The sequence below is a fragment of the Streptomyces gilvus genome, assembly GCF_022513565.1.
GTDB lineage: Bacteria > Actinomycetota > Actinomycetes > Streptomycetales > Streptomycetaceae > Streptomyces > Streptomyces gilvus.
In genome coordinates, this window is record NZ_JAKWBE010000014.1 from 39161 (window position 1) to 57629 (window position 18469).

Here is an 18469-nt window from a genome sequence, read left to right on the forward strand (position 1 = left end):
TGCCGGCGGTGCGCGGCCGCCGTCACCAGCCTCGCGCGGGCCGTGGCGGCGAGCCGGCGTGCGGGGTCGTAGAGCGACCGGACGGAACTGGAGCCGCCGGAAGACTGGTTGCCCTTGGCACGGGCGTCCGCCAGGGGGATGTCGACGTCGGCGAGCCGGGCGTCCAGCTCCTCGGCGATCATCATGGCGACGGCGGTGGTGACGCCCTGGCCCACCTCGACCCGGGGCAGCCGCACGACCACCCGGTTCGCCTGGGTGACCTCCAGGACCAGCAGCTCGTCGTCGTCACCGGCGGCCACCGCGCCGGCGGACTCGGAGCCCCGTGCCCTGGAGGTGTCGCAGGCGAGCGGGGCGGCGACGGTGAGGGTGGCGGCGGACAGGGAGTAGACCCTGAACCTGCGGCGGGAGACCGCGCGGGGTTCGGGAGGGGAGGACTCGACGCGGTCCAACGGACACTCCTCGGGTGCGTCGCCCACTACGTCAACCGGTGGGAGGGGGCGGCCGTTCTGCGGGTTGCCCGAGAGGTACGTACGCAGGCGTCCCCCGGGGGTGCAACCCTCTCGCAACCTCCGGTGTGCTGCCCTGGCCCCATGGACGAGGAGACCCCGCGTGTCGAGCTCACCCCCGCGGCCGCCGACCTGCTGCGCCGACTGCGGGCCACGCACGGACCGCTGATGTTCCACCAGTCCGGCGGCTGCTGCGACGGCAGCGCGCCCATGTGCTACCCGGACGGCGAGTTCCGCACCGGCGGCTCGGACGTGCTGCTGGCGGAGCTGGAGGTCGAGGGCGTGCCGGAGCCGGTGACGTTCTGGATGGCGCGAAGCCAGTACGAGGCCTGGAGCCACACCCGGCTGATCGTGGACGTCGTGGCGGGCCGCGGCAGCGGTTTCTCGCTGGAGGCACCCGAGGGGGTGCGTTTTCTCACCCGTTCTCGTGTAGTCGACGCCTAGCCACCCCGCCGGTCCTCGTCTTCTGCTGCACTTCCTTTGTTGTTCCGGGCAGTTGACGAGACCTCAGGGGACAGTGTGACGCATCGTCAGAGGCGTTTTCCGGCAGGCGGATCCCACAGATCCGTACTCGCTCTTCTCACGGCGTTCGGCGCGCTGGCCGGTGCCGCCCTGGTGGGGGCGGCACCGGCCGGCGCCGTACCCGCCGGCACCGTGGTCGCGAAGGGCGTCACCTACCGGCAGTTCGACATCCAGGGGGCGAAGGGGCGCACCCGCGCCCATCTGGTGACCGTCGACCTGCGCGACACACACGTCCGGCTCGACCTGCTGTACCCGGGCGCGGTGGCCGCCAGGGCACCCGTCTCCCGGCTCGCCGACGCGCAGGGCGCGGTCGCGGGCGTCAACGGCGACTTCTTCAACATCGCCGAGACCCAGCACCCGGGCGTCGAGGCCACCGGCTCCACGGACGGACCGGCGATCGCGCACGGTCGCCCGCTGAAGGCGTCCGTGCCGGACGGCCAGCGCTTCGGCCCGGCGCTGCCGCCCGGCACCATTACCGGGGACGTGCTCGGGGTGGGCACCGACCGCAGGGCCCGACTGGACCACCTGACCCTCCAGGGGACGGTCCGCACACCGGTGGGGCGCCTGCCGCTCGGCGGGTTCAACCAGTTCGCGCTGCCGGTGAACTCGGTCGGCGCGTTCACCTCGGACTGGGGCGGCGTCTCCCGGGTGCGCGCCACCTGCGGCACGGACACCGACCGGGCGGCCGCGTGCAGCACGGACACCTACGAGGTGACGGTCCGGCACGGCCGGGTGGTGTCGACGGCGACCGCGCCCGGCGCGGGCCCCATCGCGGCAGGCAGCACGGTCCTGGTCGGCCGGGAGACGGGCGCGGACCGGCTGCGCAGGCTCGTGAAGGGCGAGCGGGTGACGGTGACGCACCGTCTGGTCGGGGCCACGTCCAGGATCCCGTACCGCTTCGCCCTCGGCGGCTACCCGGTGCTCAGGGGCGGACGGCCGGTGACCGGGCTGGACGACAGCACGGCGGCCGTGCGGACGGCCGTCGGCATCGCGGACGGCGGCAGACGGGTCCTGCTGTTCGCCCTCGACGGCGCGCCCAGGTACCGCAAGGGCCTGACGATCGCCGAAGTGGCCTCCGAGCTGCGGGCGTTGGGCTCGGTGGACGCCTTCAGCCTGGACGGCGGCGGCTCGACGACGTTGGTCGCCCGGGCACCGGGAGCGAGCGGCGTGACCGTACGCAACCATCCGTCCGGCGGCGCGGAGCGCCCGGTCCCCAACGGCATCGGGGTCTTCCTCGCGCGGTGACCGCGCACGGCCTCACGGACGCAGGCTGCTGACGATGTCGGCGGTCGCCGTGAGGCCGCTGTGGATGGTGGGCGCCATGCTGGTGCCGGCCAGGAAGAAGCCGAGCAGCATGCAGACCAGGGCGTGCGAGAACTTCAGCCCGCCGCTGCGCAGGAAGATCACCGCCAGGATCAGGAACAGCAGCACCACAGAGATGGAAATCGCCATCGTCAACCTCCTCCGCCACGCCGCACGCGCGGTTCGCGGCTTTCGGCCGTAAGTGTGGCGCAGCGGGGGGTTCGTCCGGGCGGCTGACCTGTCCTCCGAACGTGTGGTTCTCAGGCCGCCTTGTGGGTGTCCAGGAAGGACTCCAGTCCGGCGAGGTCGTCGGTGTTGACGTAGTCGACGCCGGCGGTGAGCAGTTCGGTCCTCAGCGCGTCCCGGGCGGGTCCGGCCAGGTCGGGGGTGTTCCAGAACCGCACCTTCTGCCCGGCCTTGTGCGCCTGGCCGATGATGCCGCGCAGCCTCCGCCGCTCGGCGTCGGGGAAGGCGCCCTCGCCCAGCCAGGTGAAGGTGAGCTGCCAGTTGTCGCTGACCAGCGGGACGAAGGAGGCGGGCGCCGGGGTGCCGAGGTCGGTGAGGCGGCCGTCGTAGAAGGCGCGGCGCACGCTCTGCGCCTCCATGGGGACGCGGGCGGCCCGGTCGCCGGAGATGACGTTGGTGACCGCGCCGGGGTGGACACGTCCGTGGGCGTAGGTCGTGAACAAGTGCGGGTAGCGCCGCAGATGGCGGTCGAGTTCGAGGTAGGTCGAGGAGCCCTCGGTCTTGATGTCGATGAGCAGCTGCAGCGGCCGGCGCCAACCCCGGTACACGGAGCCGTGGTTGGCCTTGACGATGCGGGACAGCGGGTCGAGGTAGAGGGACTCCAGGGTGCGGGTCGGGTCGAGGTCGTCGACCGTGTGCCCGATCAGCAGCTGGTCGCCGACGAGGAAGATGTCGGCCTCGACGCTGCCGAACCGGTGGTCGAGCGCGTCGAAGAGGGGGCGGGGGTGCTCGTAGTCGTTGTGGGCGTGGGCGCGCCACAACGGGCGCCTGGTGTGCTCGCGTCCGTCCGCGAACGCGCTGCCGGCCGGCGGGGCGAGCACGGCGGCGAGCGTGGCGCCGAAGGTGGTGAGGGCTCTGCGGCGGGTGACGAGGGCCATGTTCTGCCTCCCTGTGGGGCGGGTCGGAACCACAGGGAGTATGAGGCGCGTTGGCACCCTATGAACCTGTACATGCCAGGAGTTGGCCGGACCGCCGTCACCCGTTCACTCCTTCGGCACGGGCACACGAAGAAGCCCGCCCCAGGTGGGGCGGGCTTCACCGAGTGACCGTCAGGGGGCCCGCAGGTCGACGAGTTCGGCCACCGCGCCGCGGTGGGCGCCCGCCGTGCCGTAGGCGATCGAGTCGGCCTTGGCCCGCTTGAGGTAGAGGTGGACGGGGTGTTCCCAGGTCATACCGATGCCGGCGTGCAACTGCAGCGCCTCCTCGGCGGCATGGACGGCGACGGGCGACGCGTAGGCCTGGGCGACGGCCACCGCGAGGTCGGTGTCCTCGCCGGTGGCGAGCGCGTCGGCCGCGTTGCGGGCCGCGGCACGCAGGCTCGCGACCTCCAGCCACAGCTGGGCGAGCCGGTGCTTGAGCGCCTGGAAGCCGCCGACGGGCCGGTTGAACTGCTTGCGCTCCTTCAGATAGCGCACGGTCTGAGTCAACGTCCATTCCGCGACCCCGAGTTGCTCGGAGGCGAGCAGTCCGGCACCGGCCCGCAGCGCCCGCCGGACGGCGGGTTGGGCGTCACCGAGGCGGCGGCCCCGGGCGCCGTCGAGTGTGACGGTGGCCAGCGGCCGGGTGAGGTCGAGGGACACCTGAGGGGTGACGGTCGCGTCGTCGGCTTCCACCGCGTACAGCCCGCCGTCCTCGGCCGGCACCAGCAGTACGTCCGCCACGGCGGCGTCCGCGATGCCGGTCAACTCCCCGTGCAGGGCGGCGCTTTCCAGCCGTACGGCGGGAAACGCGGTGCCGGGAGCGCGGTGCAGACCGACCGCGAGCACCCCGATGGCCCGTCCGGAGGCCAGCCGGCCCAGCAGTTCCTCGTCCCCGCACTCCAGCAGCGCCTCGGTGGCGACGACGGCGCCGGCGAGGTAGGGCACGGGGGCGACCGCGCGGCCCAACTCCTCCAGGACGACGGCGACTTCGCGGTGGGTGGCGCCCTGGCCGCCCTGCGCCTCGGGCACCAGCAGCCCCGCGAGGCCCATGCCGTCCGCGAGGGCCTTCCAGGCGGCGAGGTCGTGCGGGGCGTCGGACTCGGTGCGGGCGATGACGCCGGGGGCGTCGCAGTGGTCGGCGAGCAGGTCCCGTACGGCCGCCCGCAGCGCCTCTTCCTCCTCCGAGTACAGCAGGTCGGGCGCCTTCCTCATCGGGCCAGGTCCTTCCATGCGACGTCCTTGTCTGTGCGCGGCTCGGCGGGCAGGCCCAGGACCCGCTCGGCGACGATGTTCAGCAGGACCTCGCTGGTCCCGCCCTCGATGCTGTTGCCCTTGGAGCGCAGATAGCGGTAACCGGCCTCGCGGCCCGTGAAGTCCACCAGCTCCGGTCGCCGCATGGTCCAGTCGTCGTACAACAGGCCCTCCTCGCCGAGGAGTTCGACCTCGAGACCGCTGATCTCCTGGTTGAGGCGGGCGAAGGCGAGTTTCATGCCGGCGCCCTCGGGGCCGGGCTGGCCGGCGACCAGCTGCTGGCGCAGGCGCTCGGCGGTGAGCCGGGAGACCTCGGACTCCACCCAGAGCTTGAGCAGCCGCTGGTGCAGGTCGTGGGTGCGCAGCTCGGGCCGCTCGCGCCAGGCCTTCGAGACGGGGCCGATCATGCCGCCCTCGCGGGGCAGCCGCATGCCGCCGATGGCGACGCGCTCGTTGTTCAGCGTGGTCTGCGCGACCCGCCAGCCGTCGCCGACCTCGCCGAGGCGCCGGGAGTCCGGGATGCGGACGTCGGTCAGGAAGACCTCGTTGAACTCCGCCTCGCCGGTGATCTGCCGCAGCGGACGGACCTCGACGCCGGGGTCGGTCATGTCGCAGATGAAGTACGTGATGCCCGCGTGCTTGGGCACGTCCGGGTCGGTGCGGGCGATGAGGATGGCCCAGCGGGCGAGATGGGCGCTGGACGTCCAGACCTTCTGCCCGTTGACCACCCAGTCGTCGCCCTCGCGCACGGCCCGCGTGCTGAGCGCGGCCAGGTCGGAGCCGGCGCCCGGTTCGCTGAAGAGCTGGCACCAGACCTCCTCCCCCACCCACAGGGGCCGCAGATAGCGCTGCTTCTGCTCCTCGGTCCCGTACTTCAGGATGGTCGGCGCGGCCATGCCCAGCCCGATGCCGATGCGCCGGGGATCGTTGTCGGGAGCCCCGGCGGCCTCCAGCTCGGCGTCCACGACGGCCTGCAGGGACCGGGGCGCTCCCAGGCCGCCGAGGCCCTCGGGGTAGTGCACCCAGGCCAGCCCCGCGTCGAAGCGGGCCTTGAGGAAGTCCAGGCGGTCGGTGCCGGCCGGCGGATGCGCGGCCAGCAACTCCTGTGTACGGCGCCGCAGTTCGGCTGCGTCGGTCATGCGGCGGCTCCCTTCTGGAGCGACGGGACGACGACCACCCGGCCGGTGGTCACCCCGTCGGCGACGCGCTGCACGGCCGCCGCGCCCTCCCGCAGCGGCACCCGCTCGCTGACCAGCGGCTTGATGGCGCCCCGGGCGGCGAGTTCGGTGAGTTGTTCGTGGCAGTGCTGGACCAGCTTGGGGTTCTTGGTGTTGTACAGGCCCCAGTGCAGCCCGAGGATCGAGTAGTTCTTCACCAGCGCGTGGTTGAGGCCGGGCGCGGGGATGTTCCCGCTGGCGAAGCCGACGACCACGATCCGCCCCTCGAAGGCGACGACCTTGGTCGACTGCGCGTAGGCCTCGCCGCCGACCGGGTCGTAGATCACGTCGGCGCCGCGGCCCCCGGTGGCCTCCTTGACCGCGCCCACGACGTCCTCACCGCGCCGGTCGATGACGACGTCGCAGCCCAGCTCCCTGGCCACGGCCGCCTTTTCGGTGCCGCCCACGACACCGATGACCCGTGCCCCGGCGGCCTTGCCGAGCTGGACGGCCGCGCTGCCGACCCCTCCCGCGGCGGCGTGGACCAGCAGCGTCTCCCCGGCCTCCAGGCGCGCCCGGCGGTGCAGGCCGAACCAGCCCGTCTGGTAGCCGATGTGCAGCGCGGCGGCCTCGGCGTCGTCCAGCGAGTCCGGCGCGGTCAGCACGGCGGCGGCGTCCGCGACGGCGTACTCGGCGAAGCCGCCGTACGGCAGCGCGGGGTTCGCGATCACGCGGCGCCCCTCCTCGGTCTCGCCGCAGATCTCCACGCCCGGCGTGAAGGGCAGCGGCGGGCGGACCTGGTACTGGCCGCGGGCCATCAGCACGTCCGGGAAGTTGATGTTGGCGGCACGCACCTTCAGCAGCACCTGGCCCTCGCCGGGCGTGGGCAGCGCCACCTCCGCGAGGCGCATCACCTCACTCGGCTCGCCGTTCTCGTGCACTTGCCATGCCTGCATGCGGTGCCTCCACGGGACTGCGTCGACTGCGTCGTCCAACCGGGTCACTCGCATACTAAGCGGTCGCTTGCCCACCTGTGAACCCGCGGACCGACCCCGCGGCGCCATTACGACCGCTTCGGCCGCGCCCGTACGTGCATCCGCTCCCCCTGCGCGCCGAACAGGCTCAGGCACTCCACCGGCCCCTCCCCCGTCGACCCGAACCAGTGCGGCACCCGGGTGTCGAACTCGGCCACCTCTCCCGGCCCGAGCACCAGATCGTGCTCGCCCAGCACCAGGCGCAGCCGCCCGGACAGCACATACAGCCACTCGTAGCCCTCGTGCGTCCGCGGATCCGGCTCGCGCCTGCCGGGCGAGGTGAGGATCTTGTACGCCTGGAGCCCGCCGGGCTGCCTGCTGAGCGGCCAGAACGTGTGCCCGCCCCGCTCCAGCGGCTTGGCCCGCACCCGTGGATCGCCGACCGGCGGGGCGCCGACCAGCTCGTCCAGGGGCACCTGGTGCGCCCGCGCGATCGGCAGCAGCAGCTCCAGGCTCGGCCTGCGCAGCCCGGACTCCAGCCGGGACAGCGTGCTCACCGAGATGCCGGTGGCCGCCGAGAGCCCGGCGAGCGTGGCGCCGCGCTCCTTGCGGATCCGCCTCAGCCGGGGCCCGACCTCGGCCAGGACCTCGTCGGTGTCGTCGCTCGTGGAGTCATTCATGACGTCATTGCAGTTTCGGCAAACGGGTTTGTCAATGCTGCAGTGCTCGGGCGACCGTCGGGAACGGAGGTGGTCCCCCATGACCGAGAAGTACGAAGTGGTCGTCGTCGGCGGCGGTGCGGCCGGGCTCTCCGCCGCACTGGTCCTGGGCCGCGCCCGGCGCCGCACCCTGGTCGTCGACGCCGGCGAACCCCGTAACGCGCCCGCCGCCCATATGCAGGGCTATCTCTCCCGCGACGGCATGCCGCCCGCCGAGTTCCTGGCGATCGGCCGCGAGGAGATCGCCCGGTACGGCGTCGAGCTGGTCCGCGACCGCGCGGTGGACGCCTCGCGGGGCGACGGCTTCGCGGTGGCCCTGGAGAGCGGCCGTACCGTCGCCGCGCGGGCCCTGGTCGTCGCCACCGGCCTGAAGGACGAGCTGCCCGCCGTGCCCGGGGTCGCCGAGCGCTTCGGCCGGGACGTGCTGCACTGCCCGTACTGCCACGGCTGGGAGGTCCGCGACCAGGCCTTCGGCGTGCTCGCCACGACCCCGCTGAGCGCCCATCAGGCGCTGATGGTGTCGCAGTGGTCGAAGGACGTGACGTTCTTCCTGCACACGGTCGCCGAGTCCGAGCTGTCGGACGACGATCCGCGCCGCCTCGCCGCGGCCGGTGTCGAGGTCGTGCCGGGCGAGGTCGCGGGTCTGGTCGTCGAGGAGGACCGGCTGAGAGGGGTACGGCTCGCGGACGGGACGGTCCACGACCGGTCGGTGCTGTTCGTCGCGCCGCGTGCCGTCCCGCGGACAGGACTGCTGGAGCGGCTGGGCGCCGAGATGAGCGAGACGCCCTTCGGCGCCTACCCCGTCATCGACGAACGGGGCAAGACGAGCGTGCCGGGCCTGTGGGCGGCGGGCAACGCCTCCGGTTTCGCCGAGCAGGTGGTCAACGCGGCGAGCCGCGGCTACCGGGTCGGCGCCACCATCAACGGAGAACTGCTGATGGCGGACCTCGACGCGGCGCTCTGAGGCACGGCGCGGCTGGTTCCAGCGCGCCCTCGCCCGATGCGGGGCCCCTTCGTCCGGGTGTAACCCGGCCCGACGCGTTGCACCATGGCAGCATGCTGCTTGCCCGGCTGGCCCATGTGTCCCAGGAGGTCGCCGCCACCTCCGCGCGGTCCCGGAAGATCGCTCTGCTCGCCGAGTTGTTCCGGGACGCCGAGGCGGACGACGTACCGATCGTGATCCCGTATCTGGCGGGACGGCTGCCCCAGGGGCGGCTCGGAGTCGGCTGGAAGGTGCTCAGCCGCCCGGTCGCCCCCGCCGCCGACCCCACGCTCACCGTCCGCGAGGTCGACGCCCGCCTCACCGAGCTCGGCAAGGTCTCCGGCTCCGGCTCACAGGCCGAACGGACCCGGCTGGTCGGTGAGTTGATGGGCGCGGCGACCACGGAGGAACAGCGCTTCCTGTTCGGCCTGCTCACCGGCGAGGTACGGCAGGGCGCCCTGGACGCCGTCGCCGTCGAGGGACTGGCGGAGGCGACCGGGGCGCCGCCCGCGGACGTGCGCCGGGCCGTGATGCTCGCGGGCTCGCTCCAGACCGTCGCGCGGACGCTGCTCGCCGACGGCCCCGGGGCCCTGGAGCAGTTCCGGCTCACCGTGGGCCGTCCGGTGCTGCCGATGCTGGCGCACACCGCCTCCTCGGTGACCGAGGCGGTGGAAAAGCTCGGCGCCTGCGCCGTCGAGGAGAAGCTGGACGGCATCCGCGTCCAGGTCCACCGCACCGGCGACAGCGTACGGATCTACACCCGCACCCTCGACGACATCACCGACCGTCTGCCCGAGGTGACCGGGGCCGCGCTGCGGCTGCGGGGGAACCGTTTCGTCCTGGACGGCGAGGTCATCTCCTTCGACGCCGACGGGCGGCCCCGCACCTTCCAGGAGACCGCCGGCCGCGTCGGCTCCCGCGTCGACGTGGCCACGGCCGCCAAGTCCGTCCCCGTCTCCCCCGTCTTCTTCGACGCCCTCTCCGTCGACGACCGCGACCTGCTCGACCTGCCCTTCGCCGAGCGGCACGCCGAGCTGGCCCGGCTGGTCCCCGAGCCGATGCGGGTACGGCGCGTCGTGGTCGCCGGGCCCGAGGACGCGGGCAGGGGCGAGGACTTCCTCGCCGAGACCCTCAAGCGGGGCCACGAGGGCGTGGTGGTCAAGGGCCTCGACGCCGCCTACAGCGCGGGCCGGCGCGGCGCGTCCTGGCTGAAGGTCAAGCCCGTGCACACCCTGGACCTCGTGGTGCTGGCCGCCGAGTGGGGCCACGGCCGCCGCACCGGCAAGCTCTCCAACCTGCACCTGGGCGCGCGCACGGCGGACGGCGGGTTCGCCATGCTCGGCAAGACCTTCAAGGGCATGACCGACGCGATGCTGACCTGGCAGACCGAGCGGCTGCGGGAGATCGCCGTGGCGGAGAACGACCACGTGGTGACCGTACGCCCGGAACTCGTCGTCGAGATCGCCTACGACGGTCTGCAGCGGTCCACCCGCTACCCGGCCGGCGTCACCCTGCGCTTCGCCCGCGTGGTCCGCTACCGCGAGGACAAGCGCCCCGCGGACGCCGACACCGTGGAGACACTCCTCGCCGCCCACCCGGAGGTGCACCCGTGACGACGGGCAGGCGCAGCGCGGGTCTGTTGTTGTACCGGCACACCGATCACGGCCTGGAGGTGTTGTTGGGCCATATGGGCGGACCGTTCTTCGCGAAGAGGGACGCCGGGGCGTGGAGCGTCCCCAAGGGCGAGTACGAGCCCGACGAGCCCGCCTGGGACGCGGCCCGCCGGGAGTTCCGCGAGGAACTGGGCCTGGAGCCGCCGGACGGCGAGGCCGTACCGCTCGGTGAGGTGCGCCAGACCAACGGCAAGATCGTCACGGCGTGGGCGGTCGAGGCCGACCTCGACCCGGCGACCGTCAGCCCCGGCCTGTTCACGATGGAGTGGCCCCCGAAGTCCGGACGGACCAAGGAGTTCCCGGAACTGGACCGCGTGGAGTGGCTCGGCCTCGACCGGGCCCGCGAGGTGATCGTCAAGGCCCAGTCGGCGTTTCTCGAGCGCCTGGCGGAGTACTCGCCCTGAGCAGACGCACACGCGTTGCGGTCGCCCGCGTCGCGCGGGAAGGTCGTAACACCAAGCCGCCCCAGGGAGGTCAGCCATGCCCATCGCGACGGTGAACCCGGCGAACGGCGAGACGCTCAAGACGTACGAGGCCATGGGCGAGGAGGAGATCGAGCGCCGGCTCCAGCTCGCGGAGGCGACGTTCCGTACGTACCGGACGACGACCTTCGCCGAGCGGGCCCGTCTGCTGAACCGGGCCGCCGAGCTGCTCGACGGGTTGCAGCAGGACGTCGGCCGTGTGATGACCACCGAGATGGGCAAGCCGATCAAGCAGGCCCGTGCCGAGGTGGCCAAGTGTGCCAAGGCGATGCGCTGGTACGCCGAGCACGCCGAGGAACTGCTCGCCGACGAGGAGCCCTCCGACTTCGACGTCAAGGACTCCGGCGCCTCACGGGTGCGGGTCCGCTACCGGCCCCTCGGCCCCGTCCTCGCCGTCATGCCGTGGAACTTCCCGCTCTGGCAGGTCGTCCGGTTCGCCGCGCCCGCGCTGATGGCGGGCAACGTGGGCCTGCTCAAGCACGCCTCCAACGTCCCGCAGACCGCGCTGTTCCTGGAGGACCTCTTCCGTCAGGCGGGCTACCCCGAGGGCTGCTTCCAGACCCTGCTCATCGGCTCCGCCGCGGTCGACGACATCCTGCGCGACGACCGCGTCAAGGCGGCGACGCTCACGGGCAGTGAGCCCGCGGGGCGGGCGGTCGCGTCCTCGTCCGGCGAGATGATCAAGAAGACCGTCCTGGAGCTGGGCGGCAGCGATCCGTACGTCGTGATGCCGTCGGCCGACATCGACCGCGCCGCGCGTATCGCGGTGACCGCGCGGGTGCAGAACAACGGGCAGTCGTGCATCGCCGCCAAGCGGTTCATCGTGCACGCGGACGCGTACGACCGGTTCGCCGAGCGGTTCGTCGAGGGCATGAAGGCCCTCAAGGTCGGCGACCCGATGGAGGAGGACACCGAGGTCGGGCCGCTGTCGAGCGAGCAGGGCCGGGCCGATCTGGAGGAACTGGTCGAGGACGCGAAGCACAGCGGGGCCGAGGTGCTGTGCGGCGGTCACCGGCTGCGCAGGCCGGAGCTGCCCGGCTGGTACTACCCGCCGACCGTGCTCGCCGGGATCACCCGCGAGATGCGGATCCACCGGGAGGAGGCGTTCGGACCGGTCGCCACGCTGTACCGCGCCGCCGATCTGGACGAGGCCGTGCTGATCGCCAACGACTCGCCGTTCGGCCTGAGTTCGAACGTGTGGACGCGGGACGAGGCCGAGGTCGACCGGTTCGTGCGGGACCTGGAGGCCGGCGGTGTGTTCTTCAACGGCATGACCGCCTCCCATCCGGCGTTCCCGTTCGGCGGGGTCAAGCGGTCCGGTTACGGGCGTGAGCTGTCCGGGCACGGAATCCGCGAGTTCTGCAACATCACGACGGTTTGGCACGGAGCGTGACGCCCGCGCGGCTAACATCCCCGGTGTGAACCGCGAAGTGACTCTCCCTCTGATCGTCGACGACCGCGGGACCCTGCAGGTGGCCGCGGCCGACGTCAGCAAGTTGTTGCGGACCGTGGGCGGGCGGTGGCTGCACCTCGTCGAGGCCGGGGAGGGCGGGCTCGACGAGGACACCGTGGCGGCTCTGACCATCGAGCTGGCCAAGCTCGCCGACCGCATCGACGTGGCGTGCATCGCGCACAGCAGCGGGGGCACGCCGTGACCGACCCGGACCAGTGATCGCCGGGCACGGCGGCATCACCCCCACCGCACCCCCGCGGCGCTACCGGATCGGCATTCCCGACAAGGTCCGCGCGATCACCAGCCGCTGGATCTCACTCGTCCCCTCGAAGATCGTGTAGATCGCCGCGTCCCGGTGCATCCGCTCCACCGGGTACTCCCGCGTGTAGCCGTTGCCACCCAGGATCTGGATCGCCTGGGCCGTGACCTTCTTCGCCGTCTCGCTCGCGAACAGCTTGGACATCGAGCCCTCCGCCGCCGTGAACTGCTTGCCGTTGATCGCCATCCACGAGGCACGCCAGACCAGCAGCCGAGCGGCGTCCACGGACGTACGCATGTCGGCGAGCTGGAAGGCGACGCCCTGGTTGTCGATGATCGGCCGGCCGAACTGCTCACGGGTCTTGGCGTAGTCGAGGGCGACCTCGTACGCGGCACGGGCCGTGCCCACGGCCATCGCACCGACCGCCGGCCGCGAGGCCTCGAACGTGGCCATCGCCGCGTTCTTCACCCGCTCCCCGCCCTGCCTGGCCTTCTCACGGGCCCGCGCGAGCCGCTCGTCGAGCTTCTCCTTGCCGCCGAGCAGGCAGGAGCCGGGCACGCGTACGTTGTCGAGGACGACCTCGGCGGTGTGCGAGGCACGGATGCCGTGCTTCTTGAACTTCTGGCCCTGCGCCAGCCCCGGCGTGTTCGGCGGGACGATGAAGGACGCGTGGCCCTTGGAGCCCAGGTCGGGGTCGACGGACGCGACGACGACGTGGACGTTGGCGATACCGCCGTTGGTCGCCCAGGTCTTCGTGCCGTTGATCACCCACTCGTCCTTGGCCTCGTCGTACACGGCGCGGGTGCGCATGGAGGCCACGTCGGAGCCGGCGTCGGGCTCGGAGGAGCAGAACGCGGCGACCTTGACGTCGTTGGCGTCGCCGTACATCTGCGGGATCCAGGTGCCGATCTGTTCCTCGGTTCCGTTGGCGAGAACGCCCACGGCGGCCAGACCTGTGCCTACGATCGACAGGGCGATGCCCGCGTCGCCCCAGAAGAGCTCCTCCATGGCCATCGGAATGCCCAGGCCGGTGGGGTCGAAGTACTGCTGGGCATAGAAGTCGAGGGAGTAGATGCCGACCTTCGCGGCCTCCTGGATGACCGGCCAGGGAGTCTCCTCACGCTCGTCCCATTCGGCGGCCGCGGGGCGGATGACGTCGGCGGCGAAGCCGTGCAGCCAGTCCCGGACCTCCTTCTGTTCGTCGTTGAGCTCCATGGTGAACTCGGCCATGTCCCCTCCAGCGGCGGCGCACATACGTGTTACTAGCGGTAACACCAGTCTGTTACCCACGGGTAGGAAAAGTCAACTCCCGATGACGCCTCGGCAGCCAGTTCGATGCAGAGGGCATGCTGAGTGTTAGTTTGCGCTGGCGTTACCGATTAAGCACGGGTGGGGAGAGCTCATGGACACCACACAGCGGACCGATCAGCAGCGGTCCGCCGACCGCCGTCGGCGCGAGCTGCTGGAGGCCGCGGACCGAGTGGTGCTGCGCGACGGCCCGCAGGCCTCGATGAACGCCATCGCGGCGGAGGCGGGCATCACGAAGCCGATTCTCTACCGGCACTTCGGCGACAAGGGGGGACTGTACGCGGCGCTGGCCAAGCGGCACACCGACGCGCTGCTCGACTCGCTGCGGGCGGCGCTGGACGCGCCGGCCGAGCGGCGCGAGCGGGTGGAGGCCACGCTGGACACCTACCTCGCGGCGATCGAGGCGCGGCCCCAGGTGTACCGGTTCCTGATGCATCCGGCGGAGGGCGGTACGGCGACGGAGCAGGGCTTCGACGTCGGCAAGCACTCGGCGCCGCTGCTGCGCAGGATGGGCGAGGAACTGGCCCAGGTCATCGAGGACCGGCTGGACCTCGGACCGGAGAGCCAGCAGCTCGCCCGGGTGTGGGGCCACGGCATCGTCGGCATGATGCACGCGGCCGGCGACTGGTGGCTGGGCGAACGCCCCTGCTCCCGGGCCGAGTTGGTCCGCTGCCTGGCCGACCTCCTGTGGGGCCGCCTCGCGGCGGCCGGCGACCGGGTGGGCGGCCCCGGGTTCTAGGACTTTTGGCCCCGGGTGCTCCAGGAGGCCTTGGCCGCCTGGCGGAGCAGCTTGCGTCTGCGCCGGCCGATGAGGCGGTCCACGTAGACGCGGCCCTCCAGATGGTCCGTCTCGTGCTGCAAACACCTCGCAAAGAAACCCGTGCCGTGCACGGTGACCGGATCCCCGGTCACCGTGAACCCCTCGACCACCGCGTGGTCGTGACGTTCGGTCCCGGCCTCCAGGCCCGGCAGGGACAGACAGCCCTCGGGACCTCGCACTACCACCCCGTCGGCCTCGACGAGACGGGGGTTGACCACATGGCCCACGTGCCGGACCTCCTCGTCGTCGGGGCAGTCGTACACGAACACGCGCAAAGATTCACCGACCTGGTTGGCCGCCAGGCCCACCCCCCGCGCCGCGTACATCGTCGCGAACAAGTCCTCCACGAGCAGGGCCAGTTGGGGACCGAAGTCGGTGACCTCGGCGCATGGGGCGTGCAGGACCGGGTCCCCCAGCAGGGTGAGAGGCCGGACACGACCGCGGGTGCCCGGGATGGAGCCGTTTCGCATGGCCGCAAGGGTACGGCGGTGCGGGAGCGTGAACAGATCTCGATAGGCTGAGGTCCACACCACGTTGCCGTAAGGCTTAGAGGCTTCAGGCGCGGCGCGTACGCAAGGAGGATCGAGAACTGATGGCAGGCAACTCGGACCCGCTCACGCCGCGGGCCAAGCTGGCCGTTACCGCGGGCAAGGCGGTCGCGGCCGCATCGCGTGCCGCGGGGCGCGGCAGCGGTTCGGTGATCGGCGGCCGGGTCGCGCTCAAGCTCGACCCCGACCTCCTCGCCCGGCTCGCCCAGAGCCTGGACGTCGTCCTGGTCTCGGCGACCAACGGCAAGACCACCACCACCCGGCTCATCGCGGAGGCGCTGCGGGCCGCCGGCCCCGTCGTCTCCAACGCCCTCGGCGCCAACATGCCCGCCGGCATCACCTCCGCCCTCGCGGGCGGCTCGGACGCCAGGTACGGCGTGATCGAGGTCGACGAGAAGTACCTCGCGGGTGTGGCCCGGGACACCGCCCCCAAGTGCATCGCCCTGCTCAACCTCTCCCGCGACCAGCTCGACCGCGCCGCCGAGACCCGGATGCTGGCGGAGAACTGGCGCGAGGGGCTGGCCGGTTCGAAGGCCGTCGTCGTAGCCAACGCGGACGACCCGCTGGTGGTGTGGGCGGCCTCCTCCTCCCCCAACGTGATCTGGGTCGCCGCCGGGCAGATGTGGAAGGACGACGCCTGGTCCTGCCCGTCCTGCGGTGGTGTGATGCAGCGGCCCGGCGACGACTGGTTCTGCGGGGAGTGCGGCTTCCGCCGACCGACGCCCAGCTGGGCCCTGTCCGGCGACCACGTCCTCGACCCGCACGGCTCCGCCTGGCCGATCCACCTCCAGCTGCCGGGCCGCGCCAACAAGGCCAACGCCGCCTCCTCGGCCGCCGTGGCCGCCGTCTTCGGTGTGCCGCCGCAGGTCGCCCTGGAACGCATGTACCAGGTGCAGGCCGTCGCCGGCCGCTATGACGTGGTCCAGTTCCAGGGCCGTGACCTGCGACTGCTGCTGGCGAAGAACCCCGCGGGCTGGCTCGAGACGTTCAGCCTGATCGATCCTCCGCCCACCCCGGTGATCCTCTCGGTGAACGCGCGCGGCGCCGACGGCACCGACACCTCCTGGCTCTGGGACGTCGACTACACCCGGCTGACCGGCCACCCGATCTGTGTGATCGGCGACCGCAAGCTGGACCTCGCGGTGCGCCTGGAGGTCGCGAACCAGCACTTCCAGGTCTGCGAGAACCTCGACCAGGCCGTGCAGCTGAGCCCGCCGGGCCGCATCGAGGTCATCGCCAACTACACCGCGTTCCAGGACCTGCGCCGCCGCGTCGGCAACTGACAAACTCAGGGGACATCAGTGAGTGACAACAGCCTGCGGGTCGTCTGGATCTACCCCGACCTGCTCAGCACCTACGGCGACCAGGGCAACGTCCTCGTCGTGGAGCGCCGGGCCCGCCAGCGCGGCCTCGACGTGGCCCGGCTCGACGTGCGCAGCGACCAGCCGATCCCGACCTCCGGGGACATCTACCTCATCGGCGGCGGCGAGGACCGTCCGCAGCGGCTCGCGGCCGAGCGGCTGCGCCGGGACGGGGGCCTGCACCGGGCGGTGGGGAACGGCGCGATCGTCTTCTCCGTCTGCGCCGGCTACCAGATCCTCGGCCACGAGTTCATCAACGACCTCGGCCAGCGCGAGCCCGGCCTCGGGCTGCTGGACGTGGTGTCGGTGCGCGGCGAGGGCGAGCGGTGCGTCGGTGACGTGCTCGCCGACATCGACCCGCGCCTGGGCCTGCCCCAGCTGACCGGCTTCGAGAACCACCAGGGCGTCACCCACCTCGGCCCGACCGCCCGCCCCTTCGCGAACGTGCGGCTGGGCAACGGCAACGGCACGGGGGACGGCACGGAGGGCGCGTACAACGACACGGTCTTCGGTACGTACATGCACGGGCCGGTGCTGGCGCGCAACCCGCTCATCGCCGATCTGCTGCTGAAGCTGGCGCTCGACGTCAACGCGCTGCCGCCGACCGACGACCGGTGGTACGAGGCGCTGCGCGGCGAGCGCATCGCGGCGGCGCAGCAGCCCGCCTGAGCTGCCGTACACCTGTCCTCAAGCCCGCCTTCACCAGCCCGTCTGACGATGACTCCGCACAGGTGAGCGGGGCCGTCCAGCAGGCGGACGGACCGTACGGCCCCGCCCCCTCCTGCCGCTAGGGTGGCGGGGATCAAACCGGACGACGTGGTCCGGTCCCGGCCCACGTTTACACGGTGAGAAGGTCTTTCGGGCTATGCGTATTGGTGTCCTCACGTCCGGCGGCGACTGCCCCGGCCTGAACGCGGTCATCCGATCCGTCGTGCACCGTGCCGTGGCCGACCACGGCGACGAGGTCATCGGCTTCCGGGACGGCTGGAAGGGCCTCCTGGAGTGCGACTACCTGAAGCTCGACCTCGACGCGGTGGGCGGCATCCTGGCGCGCGGCGGCACGATCCTCGGCTCCTCCCGCGTCCAGCCCTCGCATCTGCGCGACGGCGTGGAGCGGGCGAAGGGGCATGTCGAGGAACTGGGCCTCGACGCGATCATCCCCATCGGCGGCGAGGGCACGCTCAAGGCCGCCCGGCTGATGTACGACAGCGGGCTGCCGATCGTCGGCGTGCCCAAGACCATCGACAACGACATCGCCGTCACGGACGTCACCTTCGGCTTCGACACGGCCGTGGGGGTGGCGACCGAGGCGCTGGACCGGCTCAAGACGACCGCCGAGTCCCACCAGCGGGTGCTGGTCGTGGAGGTCATGGGACGGCACACCGGCTGGATCGCGCTGCACTCCGGCATGGCGGCCGGCGCGCACGCCATCGTCGTGCCCGAGCGGCCCTTCGACATCGAGGAGCTGGCCAGGCGGGTCGGCGAGCGGTTCAAGGCGGGCAAGCGCTTCGCGATCGTCGTCGCGGCGGAGGGCGCCAAGCCCGAGGCCGGCACGATGGACTTCGACGAGGGCGGCAAGGACGTCTACGGCCACGAGCGTTTCGCCGGGATCGCCCGCCAGCTGTCCATCGAGCTGGAGGAGCGGTTGGGGAAGGAAGCCCGGCCGGTCATCCTGGGGCACGTCCAGCGGGGCGGCACGCCGACGGCGTACGACCGCGTGCTCGCCACCCGCTTCGGCTGGCACGCCGTGGAGGCGGTGCACCGCGGCGAGTTCGGCGCGATGACCGCGCTGCGCGGCACCGACATCGTGATGGTGCCGCTGGCGGAGGCGGTGGAGACCCTCAAGACGGTGCCCGCCGAGCGCTACGACGAGGCCGAGTGCGTTCTCTAGCGCCCCGTTCCCCAGCGCCCCACTGAGCCCGTACGGGCCCGAGCAGTCGCCCCCGGTCGCAAGCGCGGTCGGGGGCGGTTCTAGTCTGTGGGGGA

19 protein-coding genes and 1 pseudogene are annotated in these 18469 nt (G+C 72.1%); 11 read left to right on the forward strand and 9 right to left on the reverse strand.

Annotated features, from left to right (window positions below):
• Positions 1-38: 38 nt before the first annotated feature.
• Positions 39-683: pseudogene (locus MKW14_RS41310) on the reverse strand (molybdopterin cofactor-binding domain-containing protein); the annotation flags it as partial.
• On the opposite strand from MKW14_RS41310, the gene MKW14_RS22000 reads away from it, so the two are divergent.
• A complete protein-coding gene (locus MKW14_RS22000; protein ID WP_240864786.1) occupies positions 591-950 on the forward strand; it encodes a DUF779 domain-containing protein in 360 nt (119 codons plus the stop codon). The pseudogene MKW14_RS41310 and the gene MKW14_RS22000 overlap by 93 nt on opposite strands.
• Before the next feature lie 75 nt (positions 951-1025).
• Positions 1026-2273 carry a phosphodiester glycosidase family protein gene (locus tag MKW14_RS22005; protein ID WP_240864787.1) on the forward strand — a complete coding sequence of 416 codons (1248 nt, stop codon included), beginning with the start codon at positions 1026-1028 and terminating at the stop codon, positions 2271-2273.
• Positions 2274-2285: 12 nt separating this feature from the next.
• Here MKW14_RS22005 and MKW14_RS22010 read toward each other — a convergent pair whose 3' ends face one another.
• The 6 genes from MKW14_RS22010 to MKW14_RS22035 all read right to left on the reverse strand — a co-directional run bounded on the left by MKW14_RS22010 (position 2286) and on the right by MKW14_RS22035 (position 7558).
• Positions 2286-2480, reverse strand: a complete 195-nt coding sequence (locus MKW14_RS22010) for a hypothetical protein (protein WP_240864788.1) — start codon at positions 2478-2480, stop codon at positions 2286-2288.
• A 110-nt stretch (positions 2481-2590) separates the two neighbouring features.
• Positions 2591-3454: a phosphatidylinositol-specific phospholipase C/glycerophosphodiester phosphodiesterase family protein gene (locus MKW14_RS22015; protein WP_240864789.1), complete on the reverse strand. Its 864-nt coding sequence runs from the start codon at positions 3452-3454 to the stop codon at positions 2591-2593.
• Positions 3455-3625: 171 nt separating this feature from the next.
• Positions 3626-4708 carry an acyl-CoA dehydrogenase family protein gene (locus tag MKW14_RS22020; protein WP_240864790.1) on the reverse strand — a complete coding sequence of 361 codons (1083 nt, stop codon included), beginning with the start codon at positions 4706-4708 and terminating at the stop codon, positions 3626-3628.
• Positions 4705-5886 (reverse strand): acyl-CoA dehydrogenase family protein, encoded by a 1182-nt coding sequence (locus MKW14_RS22025; RefSeq protein ID WP_240864791.1) that lies wholly within the window; start codon positions 5884-5886, stop codon positions 4705-4707. The genes MKW14_RS22020 and MKW14_RS22025 overlap by 4 nt, the downstream gene beginning before the upstream one ends.
• Entirely contained in the window at positions 5883-6860 is a 978-nt protein-coding gene (locus tag MKW14_RS22030) for an NADPH:quinone oxidoreductase family protein (protein ID WP_240864792.1), read from the reverse strand. The genes MKW14_RS22025 and MKW14_RS22030 overlap by 4 nt, the downstream gene beginning before the upstream one ends.
• 107 nt (positions 6861-6967) lie before the next feature.
• Positions 6968-7558 carry a helix-turn-helix domain-containing protein gene (locus tag MKW14_RS22035; protein WP_240864793.1) on the reverse strand — a complete coding sequence of 197 codons (591 nt, stop codon included), beginning with the start codon at positions 7556-7558 and terminating at the stop codon, positions 6968-6970.
• A gap of 79 nt (positions 7559-7637) precedes the next feature.
• Between MKW14_RS22035 and MKW14_RS22040 the strand changes: the two genes are divergently transcribed.
• The 5 genes from MKW14_RS22040 (at position 7638) to MKW14_RS22060 (ending at position 12389) form a co-directional block, all read left to right on the forward strand.
• Entirely contained in the window at positions 7638-8561 is a 924-nt protein-coding gene (locus MKW14_RS22040) for an NAD(P)/FAD-dependent oxidoreductase (RefSeq protein WP_240864794.1), read from the forward strand.
• A 92-nt stretch (positions 8562-8653) separates the two neighbouring features.
• Entirely contained in the window at positions 8654-10192 is a 1539-nt protein-coding gene (locus MKW14_RS22045; protein ID WP_240864795.1) for an ATP-dependent DNA ligase, read from the forward strand.
• A complete protein-coding gene (locus tag MKW14_RS22050; RefSeq protein WP_240864796.1) occupies positions 10189-10656 on the forward strand; it encodes an NUDIX hydrolase in 468 nt (155 codons plus the stop codon). The genes MKW14_RS22045 and MKW14_RS22050 overlap by 4 nt, the downstream gene beginning before the upstream one ends.
• Before the next feature lie 76 nt (positions 10657-10732).
• Complete coding sequence (locus tag MKW14_RS22055) at positions 10733-12127, forward strand: NADP-dependent succinic semialdehyde dehydrogenase (protein ID WP_240864797.1); 1395 nt, start codon at positions 10733-10735, stop codon at positions 12125-12127.
• Positions 12128-12152: 25 nt separating this feature from the next.
• On the forward strand, positions 12153-12389 hold the full coding sequence (locus MKW14_RS22060) for a DUF6213 family protein (protein ID WP_240864798.1): 237 nt from the start codon (positions 12153-12155) through the stop codon (positions 12387-12389).
• 60 nt (positions 12390-12449) lie between these two features.
• On the opposite strand, the gene MKW14_RS22065 is transcribed toward MKW14_RS22060, so the two are convergent.
• The gene (locus MKW14_RS22065) at positions 12450-13676 is read right to left on the reverse strand and encodes an acyl-CoA dehydrogenase family protein (protein ID WP_240864799.1); all 1227 of its coding nucleotides are present in this window, start codon (positions 13674-13676) and stop codon (positions 12450-12452) included.
• Positions 13677-13848: 172 nt separating this feature from the next.
• Here MKW14_RS22065 and MKW14_RS22070 point away from each other — a divergent pair, with 172 nt between their 5' ends.
• Positions 13849-14493 carry a TetR/AcrR family transcriptional regulator gene (locus MKW14_RS22070; protein ID WP_240864800.1) on the forward strand — a complete coding sequence of 215 codons (645 nt, stop codon included), beginning with the start codon at positions 13849-13851 and terminating at the stop codon, positions 14491-14493.
• Here the strand turns inward: MKW14_RS22070 and def are convergent.
• Complete coding sequence (gene def, locus MKW14_RS22075) at positions 14490-15044, reverse strand: peptide deformylase (RefSeq protein WP_240864801.1); 555 nt, start codon at positions 15042-15044, stop codon at positions 14490-14492. The genes MKW14_RS22070 and def overlap by 4 nt on opposite strands.
• 122 nt (positions 15045-15166) lie before the next feature.
• Between def and MKW14_RS22080 the strand changes: the two genes are divergently transcribed.
• From MKW14_RS22080 to MKW14_RS22090, 3 genes are all read left to right on the forward strand, one after another.
• Positions 15167-16405 carry a MurT ligase domain-containing protein gene (locus MKW14_RS22080; RefSeq protein WP_240864802.1) on the forward strand — a complete coding sequence of 413 codons (1239 nt, stop codon included), beginning with the start codon at positions 15167-15169 and terminating at the stop codon, positions 16403-16405.
• 18 nt (positions 16406-16423) lie between these two features.
• A complete protein-coding gene (locus MKW14_RS22085; protein ID WP_240864803.1) occupies positions 16424-17152 on the forward strand; it encodes a type 1 glutamine amidotransferase in 729 nt (242 codons plus the stop codon).
• Between the two features lie 196 nt (positions 17153-17348).
• Positions 17349-18374: a 6-phosphofructokinase gene (locus MKW14_RS22090; protein ID WP_240864804.1), complete on the forward strand. Its 1026-nt coding sequence runs from the start codon at positions 17349-17351 to the stop codon at positions 18372-18374.
• Positions 18375-18469: the final 95 nt, after the last annotated feature.

Coding starts and splice junctions, on each gene's coding strand:
- MKW14_RS22025 (WP_240864791.1), bottom strand. CDS start 5,886: ATGACCGACGCAGCCGAACTGCGGCGCCGTACACAGGAGTTGCTGGCC.
- def (WP_240864801.1), bottom strand. CDS start 15,044: ATGCGAAACGGCTCCATCCCGGGCACCCGCGGTCGTGTCCGGCCTCTC.
- MKW14_RS22040 (WP_240864794.1), top strand. CDS start 7,638: ATGACCGAGAAGTACGAAGTGGTCGTCGTCGGCGGCGGTGCGGCCGGG.
- MKW14_RS22070 (WP_240864800.1), top strand. CDS start 13,849: ATGGACACCACACAGCGGACCGATCAGCAGCGGTCCGCCGACCGCCGT.
- MKW14_RS22055 (WP_240864797.1), top strand. CDS start 10,733: ATGCCCATCGCGACGGTGAACCCGGCGAACGGCGAGACGCTCAAGACG.
- MKW14_RS22020 (WP_240864790.1), bottom strand. CDS start 4,708: ATGAGGAAGGCGCCCGACCTGCTGTACTCGGAGGAGGAAGAGGCGCTG.
- MKW14_RS22065 (WP_240864799.1), bottom strand. CDS start 13,676: ATGGCCGAGTTCACCATGGAGCTCAACGACGAACAGAAGGAGGTCCGG.
- MKW14_RS22045 (WP_240864795.1), top strand. CDS start 8,654: ATGCTGCTTGCCCGGCTGGCCCATGTGTCCCAGGAGGTCGCCGCCACC.
- MKW14_RS22080 (WP_240864802.1), top strand. CDS start 15,167: ATGGCAGGCAACTCGGACCCGCTCACGCCGCGGGCCAAGCTGGCCGTT.
- MKW14_RS22090 (WP_240864804.1), top strand. CDS start 17,349: ATGCGTATTGGTGTCCTCACGTCCGGCGGCGACTGCCCCGGCCTGAAC.
- MKW14_RS22010 (WP_240864788.1), bottom strand. CDS start 2,480: ATGGCGATTTCCATCTCTGTGGTGCTGCTGTTCCTGATCCTGGCGGTG.
- MKW14_RS22030 (WP_240864792.1), bottom strand. CDS start 6,860: ATGCAGGCATGGCAAGTGCACGAGAACGGCGAGCCGAGTGAGGTGATG.
- MKW14_RS22015 (WP_240864789.1), bottom strand. CDS start 3,454: ATGGCCCTCGTCACCCGCCGCAGAGCCCTCACCACCTTCGGCGCCACG.
- MKW14_RS22000 (WP_240864786.1), top strand. CDS start 591: ATGGACGAGGAGACCCCGCGTGTCGAGCTCACCCCCGCGGCCGCCGAC.
- MKW14_RS22035 (WP_240864793.1), bottom strand. CDS start 7,558: ATGAATGACTCCACGAGCGACGACACCGACGAGGTCCTGGCCGAGGTC.